This window comes from Streptomyces sp. NBC_01116 (assembly GCF_041435495.1).
Taxonomy (GTDB): Bacteria; Actinomycetota; Actinomycetes; order Streptomycetales; family Streptomycetaceae; genus Streptomyces.
Genome location: NZ_CP108644.1, coordinates 1,673,536 through 1,693,015 on the forward strand (window position 1 = coordinate 1,673,536; position 19,480 = coordinate 1,693,015).

13 protein-coding genes and 3 rRNA genes are annotated in these 19,480 nt (G+C 67.7%); 4 read left to right on the forward strand and 12 right to left on the reverse strand.

Annotated features, from left to right (window positions below):
- From recN to OG245_RS07205, 4 genes are all read right to left on the reverse strand, one after another.
- On the reverse strand, nucleotides 1-1,743 hold the full coding sequence (recN, locus tag OG245_RS07190) for a DNA repair protein RecN (protein WP_371622704.1): 1,743 nt from the start codon (nucleotides 1,741-1,743) through the stop codon (nucleotides 1-3).
- 95 nt (nucleotides 1,744-1,838) lie between these two features.
- Nucleotides 1,839-2,744, reverse strand: a complete 906-nt coding sequence (locus OG245_RS07195) for an NAD kinase (RefSeq protein ID WP_371622705.1) — start codon at nucleotides 2,742-2,744, stop codon at nucleotides 1,839-1,841.
- Nucleotides 2,745-2,764: 20 nt separating this feature from the next.
- Entirely contained in the window at nucleotides 2,765-3,580 is an 816-nt protein-coding gene (locus OG245_RS07200; protein ID WP_371622706.1) for a TlyA family RNA methyltransferase, read from the reverse strand.
- 7 nt (nucleotides 3,581-3,587) lie between these two features.
- Complete coding sequence (locus OG245_RS07205) at nucleotides 3,588-3,998, reverse strand: hypothetical protein (RefSeq protein WP_371622707.1); 411 nt, start codon at nucleotides 3,996-3,998, stop codon at nucleotides 3,588-3,590.
- A 42-nt stretch (nucleotides 3,999-4,040) separates the two neighbouring features.
- On the opposite strand from OG245_RS07205, the gene OG245_RS07210 reads away from it, so the two are divergent.
- Entirely contained in the window at nucleotides 4,041-4,388 is a 348-nt protein-coding gene (locus OG245_RS07210; RefSeq protein WP_371622708.1) for an SCP2 sterol-binding domain-containing protein, read from the forward strand.
- A gap of 122 nt (nucleotides 4,389-4,510) precedes the next feature.
- On the opposite strand, the gene OG245_RS07215 is transcribed toward OG245_RS07210, so the two are convergent.
- Together OG245_RS07215 and OG245_RS07220 are read right to left on the reverse strand one after the other, a co-directional pair.
- The gene (locus tag OG245_RS07215; RefSeq protein ID WP_050362315.1) at nucleotides 4,511-5,314 is read right to left on the reverse strand and encodes an ABC transporter ATP-binding protein; all 804 of its coding nucleotides are present in this window, start codon (nucleotides 5,312-5,314) and stop codon (nucleotides 4,511-4,513) included.
- 240 nt (nucleotides 5,315-5,554) lie between these two features.
- Nucleotides 5,555-6,586 (reverse strand): HAD-IIA family hydrolase, encoded by a 1,032-nt coding sequence (locus OG245_RS07220; protein WP_371622709.1) that lies wholly within the window; start codon nucleotides 6,584-6,586, stop codon nucleotides 5,555-5,557.
- 70 nt (nucleotides 6,587-6,656) lie between these two features.
- Between OG245_RS07220 and OG245_RS07225 the strand changes: the two genes are divergently transcribed.
- Nucleotides 6,657-7,937, forward strand: coding sequence for a DUF1015 family protein (locus OG245_RS07225; protein ID WP_371622710.1), 1,281 nt, complete (start codon nucleotides 6,657-6,659; stop codon nucleotides 7,935-7,937).
- A gap of 70 nt (nucleotides 7,938-8,007) precedes the next feature.
- On the opposite strand, the gene OG245_RS07230 is transcribed toward OG245_RS07225, so the two are convergent.
- The 6 genes from OG245_RS07230 to OG245_RS07255 form a co-directional block, all read right to left on the reverse strand.
- Nucleotides 8,008-8,775, reverse strand: coding sequence for a hypothetical protein (locus tag OG245_RS07230; RefSeq protein ID WP_371622711.1), 768 nt, complete (start codon nucleotides 8,773-8,775; stop codon nucleotides 8,008-8,010).
- Nucleotides 8,772-10,121 carry a hypothetical protein gene (locus OG245_RS07235; protein WP_371622712.1) on the reverse strand — a complete coding sequence of 450 codons (1,350 nt, stop codon included), beginning with the start codon at nucleotides 10,119-10,121 and terminating at the stop codon, nucleotides 8,772-8,774. Before OG245_RS07235 ends, OG245_RS07230 begins: the two co-directional genes overlap by 4 nt.
- A gap of 213 nt (nucleotides 10,122-10,334) precedes the next feature.
- Nucleotides 10,335-10,451: ribosomal RNA gene (rrf, locus tag OG245_RS07240) — 5S ribosomal RNA — on the reverse strand.
- Nucleotides 10,452-10,562: 111 nt separating this feature from the next.
- Nucleotides 10,563-13,686: ribosomal RNA gene (locus OG245_RS07245) — 23S ribosomal RNA — on the reverse strand.
- Nucleotides 13,687-13,991: 305 nt separating this feature from the next.
- A 16S ribosomal RNA gene (locus OG245_RS07250) occupies nucleotides 13,992-15,517 on the reverse strand.
- The 16S, 23S and 5S rRNA genes sit together here, the layout of an rRNA operon.
- A 686-nt stretch (nucleotides 15,518-16,203) precedes the next feature.
- Entirely contained in the window at nucleotides 16,204-16,857 is a 654-nt protein-coding gene (locus OG245_RS07255; protein WP_371622713.1) for a DNA-3-methyladenine glycosylase, read from the reverse strand.
- 87 nt (nucleotides 16,858-16,944) lie between these two features.
- Between OG245_RS07255 and OG245_RS07260 the strand changes: the two genes are divergently transcribed.
- Together OG245_RS07260 and OG245_RS07265 are read left to right on the forward strand one after the other, a co-directional pair.
- Nucleotides 16,945-17,727, forward strand: coding sequence for a sporulation protein (locus tag OG245_RS07260; protein ID WP_371622714.1), 783 nt, complete (start codon nucleotides 16,945-16,947; stop codon nucleotides 17,725-17,727).
- Nucleotides 17,728-17,867: 140 nt separating this feature from the next.
- Entirely contained in the window at nucleotides 17,868-19,325 is a 1,458-nt protein-coding gene (locus OG245_RS07265) for an NF041680 family putative transposase (protein WP_371622715.1), read from the forward strand.
- Nucleotides 19,326-19,480 lie beyond the last annotated feature (155 nt).

Here is a 19,480-nt window from a genome sequence, read left to right on the forward strand (position 1 = left end):
CTACTCGGCGCGTGCCGTGGCCAGCAGCTCCTCGGCGTGGGCGCGGGCCGTCTCGGAGTCCTCCTGGCCCGCGAGCATCCGGGACAGCTCCCGGACCCGGTCCTCGCCCTCCAGGACGGTGACGCCGCTGCGGGTCACCGAGCCGTCCACGGTCTTCTCCACCAGCAGCTGCCGGTCGGCGAAGGCCGCCACCTGCGGCAGGTGGGTCACGACCACCACCTGCGCGGACCGGGCGAGCTTGGCGAGCCGCCGGCCGACCTCGACGGCCGCCTTGCCGCCGACGCCCGCGTCGACCTCGTCGAAGAGATACGTCGGTACGGGGTCGGAGCCCGCGAAGACGACCTCGACCGCGAGCATCACCCGGGACAGCTCGCCGCCCGAAGCGCCCTTGGCGATCGGCCGGGGCTGGGCTCCCGGGTGCGGGGCGAGCAGCAGCTCGACCTCGTCCGCGCCGGAGGGCCCGTAGGCGACGCTGCGCCCGCCGATGTCGATGCCGGACGCCTCGTCCGCCGCCTCGGTCTGCCGGATGGCGAAGGAGACCCGGGCGTGCGGCATGGCGAGCGAGGCCAGCTCGTCCGTCACCGCCTCGGCGAACCGGGCGGCCGCCTCCGTGCGCGCGTCGGTCAACGCCTGTCCGAGCACGGAGAGTTCGGCCCGCAGCCCGTCGCGCTCGACGGTCAGCTCACCGATGCGCTCGTCGTCGCCCTCCAGCTCGGTGAGCCGCCCGGCGCCCTCCTGGGCCCAGGCGAGCACGGCCGTGATGTCCGTGCCGTACTTCCGGGTCAGGGTGGTCAGCGCGGCCCGGCGCTCCTCCACGGCGGCCAGCCGCAGCGGATCGGCCTCCAGCTGGTCGGCGTACCCGGCCAGCTCGCCGGAGACGTCGGCGATCAGGATGGAGATCTCCCCGATCCGGTCGGCCAGCGCGGCCAGCGCCGGGTCATGGGCCCGGACCCCGTCCAGGGCCTGCCCGGCGGCGGCGACGACCGTCGTCGCGTCGACGCCCTCCGGATCCTCCGGGTTCCCCGCGAGCGCGGTGTGCGCGAGGGAGGCCGCGGAGGCGAGCGCCTCGGCGTGCCCGAGGCGCTCCGCCTCGGCGGCCAGCTCGACGTCCTCACCCGGCAACGGCTCGACGGCGGCGACCTCGTTCAGACCGAAACGCAGGTGGTCCGCCTCCTGGGCCCGCTCCCGGGCCCGGGTGGTCAGCTCCTCCAAGGTCGCGGCGACGGTCCGCAGCCGCCGGTAGGCCGCCGTGTACGCGGCGTGCGGGACCGCCACGCCGTCCCCGGCGTACCGGTCGAGCGCCCCCCGCTGCCGCGCGGGCTTGAGCAGGCCCTGCTGATCGGTCTGGCCGTGCACGGCGACGAGTTCGTCCGCCAGCTCGGTCAGGACCCCCACCGGCACGGATCTGCCGCCGAGATGGGCCCGTGAGCGTCCTTCCGCCGAGACCGTGCGGCTGATCAGCAGCGCGCCGTCGTCGAGTTCCGCCCCGGCCTCCTCGGCCCGCAGCGCCGCCGCGTCGCCCTCGGACACCGTGATCCTGCCCTCGACGACCGCGGCCTTGGCCCCGACCCGTACGAGGGCGGGGTCCGCGCGCCCGCCGAGCAGCAGCCCGAGGCTCGTGACGACCATGGTCTTGCCCGCGCCGGTCTCACCCGTGACCGCGGTGAAACCGGGTGACAGCTCCACCACCGCGTCGTCGATGACTCCGAGCGACCGTATCCGCATCTCCTCCAACACGGACATGACCTTACGAGGTCCCGGGCCGGGCGCGCGACGGCCCCCGCTCCAGGATTCACTCTCCCGAGGGTCGCGGGGGCCGCGGGGCGCCCTCGTCACCGTCAGTGGGGAGCGCCCCGCCACCCCGAAACGGGCAGCGCGAACTTCGCCACCAGCCGGTCGGTGAACGAGGCCTGGTGCAGCCGCGCCAGCCGTACGGGCACCGCGCCGCGCCGCACCTCGACCCGCGCCCCGGCGGGCAGCTCCACGGTCCGCCGCCCGTCGCACCACAGCACCCCGTGCGGGGTGTGCGGCTGGACCTCGACCGCGAGCACGGACGTGGGCGAGGTCACCAGCGGCTTGGCGAACAGCGCGTGGGCGCTGATCGGGACCATGAGCAGCGCCTCGACCTCGGGCCAGACGACGGGCCCGCCCGCCGAGAAGGCGTACGCGGTCGAACCGGTCGGGGTCGCGCAGACGATCCCGTCGCAGCCGAACCCGGTGACCGGACGGCCGTCGATCTCCAGGACCACTTCGAGCATCCGCTCGGGCGACACCTTCTGCACGGCCGCCTCGTTGAGCGCCCAGTCGGAGTGCACCACCTCGCCGTTGCTGTGCACGAGGACATCGATCGTCATCCGTTCCTCGACCTCGTAGTCGCGGGTGACGACCCGGGAGACCACCTTGTCGAGGTCGTCGCGCTCGGCCTCGGCGAGGAAGCCGACGCGTCCGAGGTTGACGCCGAGCATCGGCACCCCGGAGGCGCGGGAGAACTCCGCGCCGCGCAACAGGGTGCCGTCACCTCCGAGGACGATCAGCAGCTCGCAGCCGTCCACCGCGGAGGGGCTGGTGTCGGTGACCGTCTCCACGGCGTCCGGCAGCGGCAGATCGGCCGCCTCGGTCGCCGAGACCCGCACGCCGAGCCCGTTGCGCAGCAGACCCTGCACGACGAGCTCCGCGCTGCGGATCGCGGCCGGCCGGCCGGTGTGCGCCAGAAGGAAGACTGTTCGTGCCGCATTCGTGGTCACAGTCGTGGTCACATTCGTCGTCAACGAGGCCCCTCCGCCACTGCACGGTCGACATCCGCGGGATCCAGCTCAGGTGCGCCGGCCCGCAGCCAAAGAAAGTACTCGACGTTCCCCGACGGGCCGGGCAGCGGACTGGCCGTCACCCCCCGCACGCCGAGGCCCAGCCCCCAGGCCCGCCGCGCCACTTCGCGCACGGCTTCGGCGCGCAGCTCCGGGCTCCGCACCACTCCGCCGCTGCCGAGCCGCTCCTTGCCCACCTCGAACTGCGGCTTGACCATGAGGACCAGGTCCGCGTCGGGCCCGGCGCACCGGGCGAGGGCGGGCAACACGAGGCCCAGCGGGATGAAGGACAGGTCCCCCACCACCAGGTCGACCGGCTCCCCGTCGATGGCCTCCAAGGTCAACTCCCGTACGTTGGTACGGTCCTTGACGACGACCCGTTCATCGGACCGCAGCGACCATGCGAGCTGCCCGTAACCGACGTCGACGGCGACGACCTGCCGGGCCCCGGCCCGCAGCAGCACATCGGTGAACCCGCCGGTCGACGCCCCGGCGTCCAGCGCCCGCCGCCCCTGGACGGTCAGCCCGAGCGGCACGAAGGCAGCGAGGGCCCCGGCCAGCTTGTGGCCGCCGCGCGAGACGTAGTCCGGGTCGCCGTCGTCCTTGGTGACGACGATCGCGGCGGCCGTCTCGACCTGGGTGGCGGGTTTGGTCGCGGTGGTGCGGCCCACGGTGACGCGCCCCGCGGCGATCAGCTGGCTCGCGTGCTCGCGCGAGCGGGCGAGCTTGCGGCGTACCAGCTCGGCGTCGAGGCGGCGACGTGCCACTCCTGCCACGTTCGGTTCAGCTCCTGTTGTCGTGGTGCGTGTCGTGCTGCGTGTCGTGCGGTCGGTGCGAAGGCGTGGGTACGGGCCCGGGGCCGGGTACGGCGGCCGGACGGGCGTCCAGCGAGGTCAGCTCCGACCGCAGCCCGCGGTGTACATCCTCGTACACCTCGATGTGTCCGTCCGCCGGGAGGTGGTCCGCATCGGCCAGGCGCTCCAGCCGGGCGTCCACCGCTCCGAGGCCGGTGGGGGTCCGCACGACCCCCAGGGGCGCGGGCGCGGCGGGCTCGAAGGAGGGCACGCCGAGGCCGGCGCCCCCGGCTCCGGGCACGTCCACCGCCGGTCCGTCCGCCGGTCCGTCCACCGCCGGGTCCGGCTCGTCGGTCGTGCTCACGGGCGGTGTCCCCGCCTCCGGCGTCCAGTCGCTCATGCCGAAACGCTACATGGACGGGCCGGTGTACCGTCGAGCACGATGGCGACCATGGCTGAGTGCCGCAGCGCACTGACAAGACTTTCCGACAACCTCGCGACCGCCGAGGGCGACGTGCGCGGCGCAGCCGCCCTCGACCGCTCGCTGAGCTGTCACGTCAAGGACCTCGACGTCACGTTCACCGGGCGGCTGGCCGAGGGCCGGATCGAGGTACGGGACACGGTCGAGGGGCCGCCCCGGGAGAAGGCCGAGATCAGGCTCGCGATGACGGGCGACGACCTGGTGGCGCTGGTGGACGGGGACCTGAACTTCGCGAAGGCGTGGGGCTCGGGCCGCGTACGCCTGGAGGCGGGCTTCCGCGACCTGCTGAAACTGAGATCGCTGCTGTAGGCCGCACCTTCATGCCTGTCCCAGCCGCGCGGTCAAGGACGAGCGGCCACGGGTGATGCCCGTCCGGCGATTGAGGACCGAGCACCCACGGGGCGCACCCCGCCGTACCCCCGGCCCATCACCTAGGCGGCGGCGACCTTCCGAGCCTTGCGGGCGGCCGGCACCACCAGCGGCGTCCCCGTCTCCGGATCGTCGATCACCTGGCAGCGCATCCCGAACACCCGCTCCACCAGCGCCGCGTCGACCACCTCCGAGGGCGGTCCCTCCGCGACGATGTCCCCGTCCCGCATCGCGATGAGATGCGTGGCGTACCGCGCGGCGTGATTCAGGTCGTGGAGCACCGCGACCAGCGTGCGGCCCTGCGTCTCGTGCAGCTCCGCACACAGGTCGAGGACATCGATCTGGTGCTGGATGTCAAGGTACGTCGTCGGCTCGTCGAGCAGCAGCAGCGGCGTCTGCTGGGCCAGCGCCATGGCGATCCACACCCGCTGGCGCTGACCACCGGACAGTTCGTCGACATAGCGATCGGCCAGCTCGGCGACGCCGGTGGACTCCATGGACTCGTCGACGACCCGCTCGTCCTCCGGCGACCACTGCCGCAGCAGCCCCTGATGGGGGTAGCGGCCGCGGGCGACGAGGTCGGCGACGGTGATCCCGTCGGGGGCTATGGAGGACTGCGGCAGCAGCCCCAGCGTCCGGGCGACCTTCTTCGCGGGCAGCTGGTGGATGGTCTGCCCGTCCAGCAGCACCTGGCCCCGGCTCGGCTTCAGCATCCGGGCGAGGGCGCGCAGCAGGGTCGACTTGCCGCAGGCGTTGGGACCGACGATCACGGTGAAGGAGTTGTCGGGAATCTCCACCGAGAGGTTCTCGGTGATGACCCGCTGGTCGTAACCGAGGGTCACCGATTCTGCGGTGAGGCGCTGCATGGTCGTACTCCCGGAGTCGGTGAGGTGGAGCGGGCACGGCGCGGGGCACGGGCAGACCACCGAGCAGCACCAGGTTAGGTTAGCCTATCTTCCTCTTCACGCCACTGGTCCGGGGCCGCCGCACCGCACCCCCGACACCCCCAACACCGCCGCGTGCCAAGGGCGTCGAGCGGCGATGCCGGAGACCTGTTCGCCCGGCGGCGCCGATGACCGGTTCCTCGGGCGGCGCCGGAGACCGGTTCAGAGCCCGAGCCCGGCCAGGGCCTTCCCCGTGTCCAGCCCGCACACACCCGGACCGGCGAAGGTCCAGGCCGCCGCGCAGAGCGCCCGCAGCCCGTCGAGGGCCTCGCCCTCGCCCTCCACCACCAGCTCGCCCCCGCGCACAGCAGCCGTCCAGCCCCCGCACCGGTAGGCCTCACCGGCCGGCGTCACCTCGGGCTGCCCGGTCAGCAGCCCCCGCAGGTCCCGGTCCACATAGGTCGGCCGGTGCTGCGGCGGAGCGGCCGGCAACTGCGCCGCGTCGGTCACCCCGGTCAGCACCAGCAACGAGTCCACGCCTCCGTTGAACGCGCCCTCGATGTCCGTGTCCAGCCGGTCCCCGACGACGATCGGCCGCTTCGCCCCGGTGCGCAGCACGGTCTCGCGGTGCATCGGCGGCAACGGCTTACCGGCGACCTGGGGCTCGGCCCCGGTGGCGATGCGGACGACCTCGACCGCGGCCCCGTTACCGGGCGCGATGCCCCGGGCGCCCGGAATGGTCAGGTCGGTGTTGGACGCGAACCACGGCAGCCCGCGCCGGATCGCGTAGCTCGCCTCGGCGAACCGCCCCCACGCCATGTCCGGCCCGCCGTAGCCCTGGACCACCGCCGCCGGGTCGTCGTCCGCCGACTCCACCGGCACCAGCCCGCGCTCGCGCAGCGCGACCCGCAGCCCTTCGCCGCCGATCGCCAGCACCCGGGCCCCGGGGGGCAGCTGATCGGAGACCAGCCGGGCGACGGCCTGTGCGGAGGTGATCACGTCGGAGGGTTCGGCGGGCACCCCCAGCTCCGTCAGGTGCTCGGCCACCGCGTCCGGCGTCCGCAGCGCGTTGTTGGTGACGTACGCGAGGTGCATGCCTCCGGCCCGGGCCCGCGCCAGCGACTCCACGGCGTGGCCGATGGCCTCCCCGCCCGCGTACACGACCCCGTCGAGGTCGAGGAGAGCTGTGTCGTACGCCTCGCTCAGCGCCGTGCCGCTCCCCGACGGTCGGGACCTGTCCTGCTGGTGGCTCATATGGCTGGCTCCTCTTCCACGCTTCTGCCCCGATCTTCGCGTATGCCCTCTGCACACATACGATGCCCTGATGAACACTTCAGGTCCCGTCGACCAGGGGCTGCGGCTTTTCCCGTTCCGCGGACTGCGTTACGTCCCCGAGCGGGTCGGCAGTCTTGCCGCCGTGACCTCGCCCCCGTACGACGTGGTCGTCCGGCCCGACGGGCTGCACCACCTGGAGTCCGCGGATCCGCACAACATCGTGCGCCTCATCCTCCCTCAGGCCGACACGGCCCGGGACCGGCACCGGCAGGCGGCCGCCACACTGGACCGCTGGCTGGCCGAGGGCGTCATCGCCCCGGACGCGGACCCCGTTCTGTACGTCTACGAGCAGCGCAACGACGAGATCCTCCAGCGGGGCCTGATCGGCGCCCTGGCCCTCTCCCCCGCCTCCGAGGGCATCGTGCTGCCGCACGAGGACGTCATGGACGACGTCGTCGCGGACCGCGCGGAGCTGATGCGGACGACAGGCGCCCATCTGGAGCCGCTCCTGCTGACCTACCGAGGCGGGACGGGCGCGCCGGCCGGGGCGGCAGCGGTGATCGAGCGCACGGTCCTGCGGGAACCGCTGCTCGCCACCACGACGGAGGACGGCTTCCGGCACCGCCTCTGGGCCGTGACGGACCCGGCCGAGCGGAGCGAGATCGCGTCGGACCTCGCCCGGCACCAGGCGCTCATCGCGGACGGGCACCACCGCTGGGCCACCTACCTCCGGCTCCAGCGGGAACAGACCGCCCCCGGGCCGTGGGACCACGGCCTCGTCCTCCTCGTCGACACGGCACGCCACCCGCTCCAGGTCCGCGCCATCCACCGGCTGCTGCGCGGGCTCCCGGTGCCCCGGGCCCTGGCGGCGCTGACCGGTCTCTTCCGGGTCCGGCCGGTCGAGGGGCCGCTCCCCCGGGCTCTGGACGCGCTGACCGAAGCGGCGGCCGGGGGCAACGCGTTCCTCCTCGCCGGCGACGGCGGCTTCCACCTGGTGGACCGCCCCGACCCGGCCCTGCTGGCCCGCACCATTCGGACGGACCGCCCCGACGCCTGGCGCACCCTGGACGCGACGGTCCTGCACTCCGCGCTGCTCGACGACGTGTGGCGGATCCCGGACGCGCCGGAGCACATCGGCTACATCCACGACACCGCGGCAGCCGTCGAGCAGGCGGAGCGCCTCGGCTGCACAGCGGTCCTGATGCATCCCGTACGCGAGGAAGTCGTCCGGGACCTGGCCCGGCAGGGCGTCACCATGCCCCGCAAGTCGACGTCGTTCGGCCCGAAGCCGGCCACGGGCCTGGTCATGCGGAGCCTCGCCATGGACTGATCGGCGGACCCGCGCGGAACGCGAAGAGGGGCGGCACTCCGACCGGAGTGCCGCCCCTCTTCACCAACTGCTAGGCCTTGACCGAACCGTCCGAGGAACCGTCCTGGTCGTCCTCGTCCTCCCCGTCGTCGAGGTCGGCGTCATCACGCACGTCGTTCTCGCGGTCGGGACCTCCGGGCGCGGCCGCGTCGGCCGCGTCCGCCTCGGCCGACTCGTCGTCACCGAGGACGTCGACGAACTCGACGCCGTCGAGCGCGGCGAGCCGGTCCGACGCGTCCGTGGAACCGTCCTTGTCGGCCTCCAGCGCCTTCCCGAACCACTCCCGCGCCTCGTCCTCGCGCCCCGCCTCCAGCAGGGCGTCCGCGTACGCGTAGCGGAGTCGCGGCGTCCATGACTGCACGGAGTTGGACGCGAGCTCGGGGCTCTGGAGCGTCACGATGGCGGCGTCGATCTGGCCCATGTCACGCCGTGCCCCGGCGGCCACCAGCCGCATCTCGACCTGTCCGGCCTTGTCCAGCTTCTGCACCTCGGGCTCGCCGGCCATGGCCATCGCCCGCTCGGGACGCCCGAGCCCGCGCTCGCAGTCCGCCATGACGGGCCACAGGTCCACGGACCCGGTCATCCGCCGGGACGCCCGGAACTCGGCGAGCGCCTCGGCGTACTTCTGCGTCGCGTACGCCGCGAACCCTGCCGCCTCACGCACCGCCGCGACACGGGACGCGAGCCGAAGGGCGATACGGGCGTACGCGTACGCCTCCTCGGGGTCCTCGTCGATCAGTCGGGCCACCATGACCAGGTTGCGCGCGACGTCCTCGGCAAGGGTCTTCGGCAGGCTCATGAGCTCCTGGCGCACGTCCTTGTCGATCTCGTCGCCCGTGACGTCGTCCGGAATCGGCAGCCGCTTGATCGGCTCGCGGTCACGGTCCCGGTCGTCGCGGCCCCGGAAGCCCCCGCGGTCGCGGTCGTCGCGCTGGCCACCGCGGTATCCACCCCGGTCCCGGTCGCCGCCCCGGTTATCGTCGCGGCGGTAGCCGCCGCCGGAGGGGCGGTCGTCGTCACGGCGCGGGCCACGGGGACGGTCGTCACGGCGCTCGAAGCCACCGCTCGGACGGCCACCTCGGTCATCACGCTGCTGACCACCGCGGTACCCACCCCGGTCGTCATCACGACGAGGCCCACGATCACGGTCCCCGCCACGATTGTCATCGCGACGGAACCCACCACCGGAAGGCCGACTGTCGTCACGGCGGAAGCCGCCGCCGGAGCCGCCACCACGGTTGTCGTCGCGCCGGAAACCGCCGCCGGAGGGGCGGTCGTCGTCACGGCGCGGGCCACGGGGACGGTCGTCACGGCGCTCGAAGCCACCGCTCGGACGGCCACCACGGTCATCACGCTGCTGACCACCGCGGTACCCACCCCGGTCGTCATCACGACGGGAGCCACCACCGGAGGGACGGTTGTCATCACGGCGGAAGCCGCCGCCGGAGCCGCCACCACGGTTGTCGTCGCGCCGGAAACCGCCGCCGGAGGGGCGGTCGTCGTCACGGCGCGGGCCACGCGGGCGGTCGTCACGGCGCTCGAAGCCACCGCTCGGACGGCCACCACGGTCATCACGCTGCTGACCACCGCGGTACCCACCCCGGTCGTCATCACGACGGGAGCCACCACCGGAGGGACGGTTGTCATCACGGCGGAAACCGCCGCCGGAGCCGCCACCACGGTTGTCGTCACGCCGGAAACCGCCACCGGAGGGGCGGTCGTCGTCACGGCGCGGACCACGCGGGCGGTCGTCACGGCGCTCGAAGCCACCGCTCGGACGGCCACCACGGTCATCACGCTGCTGACCGCCCCGGTACCCACCCCGGTCGTCATCACGACGAGGCCCACGATCACGGTCCCCACCACGGTTGTCATCGCGACGGAACCCACCACCGGAAGGCCGACTGTCGTCACGCCGGAAACCGCCGCCGGAGCCGCCACCACGGTTGTCATCCCGGCGGAAACCACCGCCGGTCGGCCGACTGTCGTCACGACGCGGGCCGCGGTCGCGGTCACGGTCGTCACGACGGAATCCACCGCCTGTGCCGCCACCGTTGCCGGCGCCGGAAGGCCTGTTGTCGTCACGACGGAAGCCGCCGCGGTCGTTGTCGCGTCGAGGTGCGCCGGAACCGGACCGGTCGTCACGACCACCGCGGTAACCGCCCCTGTCACCGCCGTCCCGGCGACGCGGCTCGCGCTCCGGACGATCGTCGGGAGAGTTGGTGGACATGGGTGTGACTCCTGTCTTCGGGTACCACAGACATTCTCGCGCAGCCGACCAGTCGACGCGCTTCGGGAAAAACAAAAGGACCCCTGGTCCCAGCGTTGAACGCTGGGACCAGGGGTCCTTGAAAGATTGTTCGGCGGCGTCCTACTCTCCCACAGGGTCCCCCCTGCAGTACCATCGGCGCTGAAAGGCTTAGCTTCCGGGTTCGGAATGTAACCGGGCGTTTCCCTAACGCAATGACCACCGAAACCCTATCGGGTTCTAGCGAACAAGCACACTCTTCAATTAAGTAGTGAAACTGTTCAACCGGTGCGATAACTGTTCGCAACCCGGGAACAACACAGTGGACGCGAGCAACTGAGGACAAGCCCTCGGCCTATTAGTACCAGTCAGCTCCACCCCTTACAGGGCTTCCACATCTGGCCTATCAACCCAGTCGTCTACTGGGAGCCTTAACCCTTCAAGAGGGTGGGAATACTCATCTCGAAGCAGGCTTCCCGCTTAGATGCTTTCAGCGGTTATCCTTTCCGAACGTAGCCAACCAGCCATGCCCTTGGCAGGACAACTGGCACACCAGAGGTTCGTCCGTCCCGGTCCTCTCGTACTAGGGACAGCCCTTCTCAATATTCCTACGCGCACAGCGGATAGGGACCGAACTGTCTCACGACGTTCTAAACCCAGCTCGCGTACCGCTTTAATGGGCGAACAGCCCAACCCTTGGGACCGACTCCAGCCCCAGGATGCGACGAGCCGACATCGAGGTGCCAAACCATCCCGTCGATATGGACTCTTGGGGAAGATCAGCCTGTTATCCCCGGGGTACCTTTTATCCGTTGAGCGACAGCGCTTCCACAAGCCACTGCCGGATCACTAGTCCCGACTTTCGTCCCTGCTCGACCCGTCGGTCTCACAGTCAAGCTCCCTTGTGCACTTACACTCAACACCTGATTGCCAACCAGGCTGAGGGAACCTTTGGGCGCCTCCGTTACTCTTTAGGAGGCAACCGCCCCAGTTAAACTACCCATCAGACACTGTCCCTGATCCGGATCACGGACCCAGGTTAGACATCCAGCACGACCAGAGTGGTATTTCAACGACGACTCCACAACCACTGGCGTGGCCGCTTCAAAGTCTCCCACCTATCCTACACAAGCCGAACCGAACACCAATATCAAACTATAGTAAAGGTCCCGGGGTCTTTCCGTCCTGCTGCGCGAAACGAGCATCTTTACTCGTAGTGCAATTTCACCGGGCCTATGGTTGAGACAGTCGAGAAGTCGTTACGCCATTCGTGCAGGTCGGAACTTACCCGACAAGGAATTTCGCTACCTTAGGATGGTTATAGTTACCACCGCCGTTTACTGGCGCTTAAGTTCTCAGCTTCGCCACCCCGAAAGGCAGCTAACCGGTCCCCTTAACGTTCCAGCACCGGGCAGGCGTCAGTCCGTATACATCGCCTTACGGCTTCGCACGGACCTGTGTTTTTAGTAAACAGTCGCTTCTCGCTGGTCTCTGCGGCCACCCCCAGCTCAAGCAGCAAGTGCTATCACCAGTGATGGCCCCCTTCTCCCGAAGTTACGGGGGCATTTTGCCGAGTTCCTTAACCATAGTTCACCCGAACGCCTCGGTATTCTCTACCTGACCACCTGAGTCGGTTTAGGGTACGGGCCGCCATGAAACTCGCTAGAGGCTTTTCTCGACAGCATAGGATCATCCACTTCACCACAATCGGCTCGGCATCAGGTCTCACCCTTAACGTGTGACGGATTTGCCTACCACACGGGCTACACCCTTACCCCGGGACAACCACCGCCCGGGCTGGACTACCTTCCTGCGTCACCCCATCGCTTACCTACTACAAGTCTGGTTCATCGGCTCCACCACTACCCTCAACTCCGAAGAGATCGGGCCGGCTTCACGGACTTAGCATCGCCTGATTCAGTACTGGGCGTTTCAAAGCGGGTACCGGAATATCAACCGGTTGTCCATCGACTACGCCTGTCGGCCTCGCCTTAGGTCCCGACTTACCCTGGGCAGATCAGCTTGACCCAGGAACCCTTAGTCAATCGGCGCACACGTTTCTCACGTGTGTATCGCTACTCATGCCTGCATTCTCACTCGTGAACCGTCCACAACTCGCTTCCGCGGCTGCTTCACCCGGCACACGACGCTCCCCTACCCATCCGTACTCCCGTTGGGGATATATGTACGAATGACACGACTTCGGCGGTACGCTTGAGCCCCGCTACATTGTCGGCGCGGAATCACTTGACCAGTGAGCTATTACGCACTCTTTCAAGGGTGGCTGCTTCTAAGCCAACCTCCTGGTTGTCTCTGCGACTCCACATCCTTTCCCACTTAGCGTACGCTTAGGGGCCTTAGTCGATGCTCTGGGCTGTTTCCCTCTCGACCATGGAGCTTATCCCCCACAGTCTCACTGCCGCGCTCTCACTTACCGGCATTCGGAGTTTGGCTAAGGTCAGTAACCCGGTAGGGCCCATCGCCTATCCAGTGCTCTACCTCCGGCAAGAAACACACGACGCTGCACCTAAATGCATTTCGGGGAGAACCAGCTATCACGGAGTTTGATTGGCCTTTCACCCCTAACCACAGGTCATCCCCCAGGTTTTCAACCCTGGTGGGTTCGGTCCTCCACGAAGTCTTACCTCCGCTTCAACCTGCCCATGGCTAGATCACTCCGCTTCGGGTCTAGAGCGTGCAACTCAATCGCCCTGTTCGGACTCGCTTTCGCTACGGCTTCCCCACACGGGTTAACCTCGCTACACACCGCTAACTCGCAGGCTCATTCTTCAAAAGGCACGCAGTCACGACTGCATGTGCAAGCACATACAGCGACGCTCCCACGGCTTGTAGGCACACGGTTTCAGGTACTATTTCACTCCGCTCCCGCGGTACTTTTCACCATTCCCTCACGGTACTATCCGCTATCGGTCACCAGGGAATATTTAGGCTTAGCGGGTGGTCCCGCCAGATTCACACGGGATTTCTCGGGCCCCGTGCTACTTGGGTGTCTCTCAAACGAGCCGTTGATGTTTCAGCTACGGGGGTCTTACCCTCTACGCCGGACCTTTCGCATGTCCTTCGCCTACATCAACGGTTTCTGACTCGTCCCACAGCCGGCAGACTGTGAAAGAGAGATCCCACAACCCCGCATGCGCAACCCCTGCCGGGTATCACACGCATACGGTTTGGCCTCATCCAGTTTCGCTCGCCACTACTCCCGGAATCACGGTTGTTTTCTCTTCCTGAGGGTACTGAGATGTTTCACTTCCCCTCGTTCCCTCCACACTGCCTATGTGTTCAGCAGCGGGTGACAGCCCATGACGACTGCCGGGTTTCCCCATTCGGAAACCCCCGGATCAAAGCTTGGTTGACAGCTCCCCGGGGACTATCGTGGCCTCCCACGTCCTTCATCGGTTCCTGGTGCCAAGGCATCCACCGTGCGCCCTTAAAAACTTGGCCACAGATGCTCGCGTCCACTGTGCAGTTCTCAAGCAACGACCAGCCACCCATCACCCCGTCCTGAGGACGAGTTCACTGGGGCCGGCGTCGAAGGCAGCCTTTCGGCCGTACCTTCAGACACCCAACAGCGCGCCCAGTACCCGGAATTCGTTCGGTTCGCTTTCCACGCTCCGAGGAGCAGTACTCGCGTCCCGGCTGAACCACCAGGTACTGAATAGTCAACGTTCCACCCATGAGCTGACCACCGTCGAACATTTGTCGACGTAGTGGCTCTGGATTCCTTGCGGAATCTAGATGCTCCTTAGAAAGGAGGTGATCCAGCCGCACCTTCCGGTACGGCTACCTTGTTACGACTTCGTCCCAATCGCCAGTCCCACCTTCGACAGCTCCCTCCCACAAGGGGTTGGGCCACCGGCTTCGGGTGTTACCGACTTTCGTGACGTGACGGGCGGTGTGTACAAGGCCCGGGAACGTATTCACCGCAGCAATGCTGATCTGCGATTACTAGCAACTCCGACTTCATGGGGTCGAGTTGCAGACCCCAATCCGAACTGAGACCGGCTTTTTGAGATTCGCTCCGCCTCGCGGCATCGCAGCTCATTGTACCGGCCATTGTAGCACGTGTGCAGCCCAAGACATAAGGGGCATGATGACTTGACGTCGTCCCCACCTTCCTCCGAGTTGACCCCGGCAGTCTCCTGTGAGTCCCCATCACCCCGAAGGGCATGCTGGCAACACAGAACAAGGGTTGCGCTCGTTGCGGGACTTAACCCAACATCTCACGACACGAGCTGACGACAGCCATGCACCACCTGTATACCGACCACAAGGGGGGCACCATCTCTGATGCTTTCCGGTATATGTCAAGCCTTGGTAAGGTTCTTCGCGTTGCGTCGAATTAAGCCACATGCTCCGCTGCTTGTGCGGGCCCCCGTCAATTCCTTTGAGTTTTAGCCTTGCGGCCGTACTCCCCAGGCGGGGAACTTAATGCGTTAGCTGCGGCACCGACGACGTGGAATGTCGCCAACACCTAGTTCCCAACGTTTACGGCGTGGACTACCAGGGTATCTAATCCTGTTCGCTCCCCACGCTTTCGCTCCTCAGCGTCAGTAATGGCCCAGAGATCCGCCTTCGCCACCGGTGTTCCTCCTGATATCTGCGCATTTCACCGCTACACCAGGAATTCCGATCTCCCCTACCACACTCTAGCTAGCCCGTATCGAATGCAGACCCGGGGTTAAGCCCCGGGCTTTCACATCCGACGTGACAAGCCGCCTACGAGCTCTTTACGCCCAATAATTCCGGACAACGCTTGCGCCCTACGTATTACCGCGGCTGCTGGCACGTAGTTAGCCGGCGCTTCTTCTGCAGGTACCGTCACTTTCGCTTCTTCCCTGCTGAAAGAGGTTTACAACCCGAAGGCCGTCATCCCTCACGCGGCGTCGCTGCATCAGGCTTTCGCCCATTGTGCAATATTCCCCACTGCTGCCTCCCGTAGGAGTCTGGGCCGTGTCTCAGTCCCAGTGTGGCCGGTCGCCCTCTCAGGCCGGCTACCCGTCGTCGCCTTGGTAGGCCATTACCCCACCAACAAGCTGATAGGCCGCGGGCTCATCCTTCACCGCCGGAGCTTTTAACCCCGTCCCATGCGGGACAGAGTGTTATCCGGTATTAGACCCCGTTTCCAGGGCTTGTCCCAGAGTGAAGGGCAGATTGCCCACGTGTTACTCACCCGTTCGCCACTAATCCACCCCGAAAGGCTTCATCGTTCGACTTGCATGTGTTAAGCACGCCGCCAGCGTTCGTCCTGAGCCAGGATCAAACTCTCCGTGAATGTTTACCCGTAATCGGGTGCACACATCACGAGAGCGGAACAACCGGTCGGAATAAGACCCGTTGTTCACAGCGTCCTCGCTGTGTAATTGCCTGCCGGCCACCGAAGTGGACCCGCAGGACTTTCAAAGGAACCACCAACCTGCCGAAGCAGGCCGGGGTATCAACATATCTGGCGTTGACTTTTGGCACGCTGTTGAGTTCTCAAGGAACGGACGCTTCCTTCGGTCCCGTATCACCGGGGCCCTCCGGGCGCTTCCCTTCGTTTACTTCTTTTGTCTCGCTGTCTTGCGTTTCCGACTCTATCAGACTCTTTCGTGTCCGATTCCCGGTCGAAGCGGGTCTCGCATCCCGCCTTCCAGGTCCTTCGCTTTCGCGTTCTCCCTTTCCGGCGAGTCCGACTTTACCAGACTCTTTTTCGTCCCGTTTCCGGTCCGAATTCGATTTCCGGTGGCCTGCGGAGTGGCCTTGCCTTTCGGCGTGTTCACTACGTTAGCCGATTCTCTTGGCAACTCATAATCGAGTCGATGAGGCGAATTACGGGCATGCCGAATTCGCACCCGCCAGGGTGAGTCGTAGGTAGTGGTGTGGCCGCTTCGAGTGGCTCGGTCCGGTCCGATGGACTGTGCCGAGAGCTGTACCTGTGTCAAGCGGCTCGGACTACATTAGGCGTCTGCCGAGGGCGCGTCAAGTTGCCTTGCTGCTCGGTCGGCGGCGCGGTGCGTGGGCGCGGTACGGGCTCACCGTGGGGTCTCCCTCGATCCAGAAGCGCCACGGCTGGTGGGCTCCGTCACCGCCCACCCCTGTGCGGGGGCCGCTGCGTACGAGGTCACGCGGCGGCGGGGTGCCGTGCAGTACGGACAGGGCCGGGGCCGGGCCGCCGAAGAGATCGCTGCCGTTCAGGTCGCGGTCGACATCGAGGGCGGTGGCGAGGCGGGCCGGGCCTTTGGCCAGTTCCTTGTCGTTGCGGGCCGAGACGCGTCGGTCGCGGGCCAGACCGGCGCCGACGTCGATCTCGCCCGCCCGGAGCAGAACCCCGCTCGCACGGCCTTCCGGGCCGCAGACCAGGTTGAGGCAGTGCCACATCCCGTACGTGAAGTAGACGTACGTGTGACCGGGCGGGCCGAACATCACGCTGTTGCGCGCGGTGCGGCCCCGGAAGGCGTGCGATCCGGGGTCGACCTCGCCCGCGTACGCCTCCACCTCGGTGAGGCGCAGCTCGATCGTGCCCGCCGCGCTGCGGCGGACGAGCGTGCGGCCCAGGAGATCGGGGGCCACTTCCAGTACGGAACGGTCGAAGAACTCTCGTGTCAGTGGGGCGCGGTCCGGGCTCGTGGTCATGGCGACCGAGGGTACTGGGATCACGCGGACGGGAACCGGCTACGGTCGTGGCGCGTATGTAGGGGTCAGAACCTAGAAGGAGTGACTATGGGCTTCAAGCGGCTGCTCGCGAGCATGGGTGCCGGCGGTGCCTCGGTGGAGACCGAGCTCACCGAGGTGAATGTCGTCCCCGGTGGGGTCGTCCAGGGTGAGGTGCGGATCCAGGGCGGTTCGGTCGCCCAGCAGATCGAGGGGCTCTCCGTCGGCCTCCAGGCGCGGGTCGAGGTCGAGGGCGGGGACCAGGAGACCAAGCAGGACATCGAGTTCACCAAGCTGAGCCTCGGGGGCGCCTTCGAGGTGCAGGCGGGCGCGGTGCACGTGGTGCCGTTCGGCCTGGAGATCCCGTGGGAGACGCCGATCACCATGTTCGGCGGCCAGCAGCTGCGCGGGATGAACATCGGGGTGACCACCGAGCTGGAGATCGCCCGCGCGCTGGACTCCGGTGACCTGGACCCGATCAACGTGCACCCGCTGCCGGCACAGGAGGCCATCCTGGACGCCTTCCGGCAGCTGGGCTTCGGCTTCCGCAGCGCCGACATGGAGCGCGGTCACATCCGCGGTACGCGTCAGCGGCTGCCGTTCTACCAGGAGATCGAGTTCGTGCCGCCGGCGCAGTACCGCGGGCTGCACCAGGTGGAGCTGACGTTCGTCGCCGACGACCGCGAGATGGACGTCGTCCTGGAGATGGACAAGAAGCCGGGGCTGTTCAGCGAGGGCAGCGACTCCTACCGCGCGTTCAAGGTGGGGCTGCAGGACTACCAGCAGACCGACTGGGCCGCGTACCTCAACCAGTGGCTCGCCCAGGTCGGCGGACAGCGCAACTGGCTCTAGCTTGATCTTTAACCTCGGAGCCCGAACGCGTCCTCGTACTTGATCACTCGGACCGGTAACTGCCCTACGTGCGGGCGGCCTTCGGCTGAGCATGTGATCCGACCAAGGAACACACAACGCTCAGCACGAAGGCCGTGGGGATGAGTCTGGCGCATCATGTTGTCCGGCAGGATCCGTTTGCGGGACTGTCACGCTTCCGGGGCGAGTTCTACTCCTGTCTGACCAGGCGTGCGGACGCGTTGTTCGAACTCGCGGACGCGGTGTTGTGCGCCGATGGGCCGGTCCGGTCCCTGGTGGAGCTGTCGCTGGTCGGCGAACACCGTCGTGGACACGGCGGGCTCTACGACGCCCTGTCCGCAGGCCAGGTCGATATCGTCCGGCTGCGACGGGCCCTGGCCGCGGTGCCTCTGCCGCGATCAGCGGATGGCCGGCTGGTCCTGGCCGTCGACCTCACCTGCTGGCTGCGGCCCAACGCTCACACCTCACCGCAGCGGATCCTGTGCCACACCTACGGCCGGGGCAAGGACCAGCACATTCCCGTTCCCGGCTGGCCGTACTCGGTGATCTGCGCACTGGAATCAGGTCGAAGCTCCTGGACCGCGCCGCTGGACGCGCTGCGTCTGGCACCGGGTGACGATGCCGCCACCGTCACGGCCCGGCAGATGCGGGAGCTCATCGAGCGGCTGATCGGGGCCGGGCAGTGGAAGGACGGAGATCCAGAGATCTTGATCGTGGTGGATGCCGGCTACGACGTGCCCCGCCTGGCCTTCCTGCTGAAGGATCTGCCGGTGCAGGTACTGGGCCGGATGCGGTCGGACCGTGTCCTGCGCCGGGCGGCACCGCCCCGCGAGAGGGGTGTCCGGGGCCGCCCACCTCGTCATGGAGGCGAATTCGTCTTCGGTGACCCGGCCACCTGGAACACACCCGACACCCAGACGGTGACCGAGACCCGTCTCTATGGCACCGCCGCCGCCCGCTCCTGGGACCGGCTCCATCCGAGACTGACCCACTGCTCGGCCTGGACAGCCGAGCTGGGTGCCCTGCCGGTCATCGAGGGCACTGTGATCCGCCTGCAGGTCGAGCACCTGCCCAGCGGCGCTACACCGAAGCCGGTCTGGCTGTGGTGGTCGGGCGCCGACGCCACCACAGACGACGTCGACCGTCTGTGGCAGGCGTTCCTGCGGCGCTTCGACATCGAGCACACCTTCCGCCTGTTCAAGCAGACTTTGGGCTGGACCTGCCCGAAGATCCGCAGCCCCGAGGCTGCCGACCGCTGGACCTGGCTGATCGTCGTCGTCTTCACCCAGCTCCGGCTCGCCCGCCCACTGGCGGCCGACCTCCGGCGGCCGTGGGAGAAGCCGTCCCCGCCCGACAGGCTCACCCCAGCACGAGTCCGCCGCGACTTTCGGCACCTCCGGCCGAAGGCCGCCTGCCCAGCCGAAGTACCCAAATCTTCCCGCCCCGGCCCAGGGCGGCCACTTGGAAGCAAGAACACCCGACCCACCCCACGCCACGACGTGCACACAGTCGGCAAACCAGGCTCCGCGAAACAACGAACCAAGAAGTCAACAACTCCTCGCCCCCGCCGCACAGGTTAAAGATCAAGCTAGGGCGTGTTTCGAAAGTCCCGCCTGCTCGGCGGCGTCTGGCACGCACGCTCGCCGCGTTGTCGGGATCACCCCGATACATCCAGTATCGGGGCGACCCTCCGCCTTGCGATCGCACGCACCAGACGCCGCCGAGCCCGCCCTCC

Coding starts and splice junctions, on each gene's coding strand:
- recN (WP_371622704.1), bottom strand. CDS start 1,743: ATGTCCGTGTTGGAGGAGATGCGGATACGGTCGCTCGGAGTCATCGAC.
- OG245_RS07205 (WP_371622707.1), bottom strand. CDS start 3,998: ATGAGCGACTGGACGCCGGAGGCGGGGACACCGCCCGTGAGCACGACC.
- OG245_RS07210 (WP_371622708.1), top strand. CDS start 4,041: ATGGCGACCATGGCTGAGTGCCGCAGCGCACTGACAAGACTTTCCGAC.
- OG245_RS07215 (WP_050362315.1), bottom strand. CDS start 5,314: ATGCAGCGCCTCACCGCAGAATCGGTGACCCTCGGTTACGACCAGCGG.
- OG245_RS07220 (WP_371622709.1), bottom strand. CDS start 6,586: ATGAGCCACCAGCAGGACAGGTCCCGACCGTCGGGGAGCGGCACGGCG.
- OG245_RS07225 (WP_371622710.1), top strand. CDS start 6,657: ATGAACACTTCAGGTCCCGTCGACCAGGGGCTGCGGCTTTTCCCGTTC.
- OG245_RS07230 (WP_371622711.1), bottom strand. CDS start 8,775: ATGAGCCTGCCGAAGACCCTTGCCGAGGACGTCGCGCGCAACCTGGTC.
- OG245_RS07255 (WP_371622713.1), bottom strand. CDS start 16,857: ATGACCACGAGCCCGGACCGCGCCCCACTGACACGAGAGTTCTTCGAC.
- OG245_RS07260 (WP_371622714.1), top strand. CDS start 16,945: ATGGGCTTCAAGCGGCTGCTCGCGAGCATGGGTGCCGGCGGTGCCTCG.
- OG245_RS07265 (WP_371622715.1), top strand. CDS start 17,868: ATGAGTCTGGCGCATCATGTTGTCCGGCAGGATCCGTTTGCGGGACTG.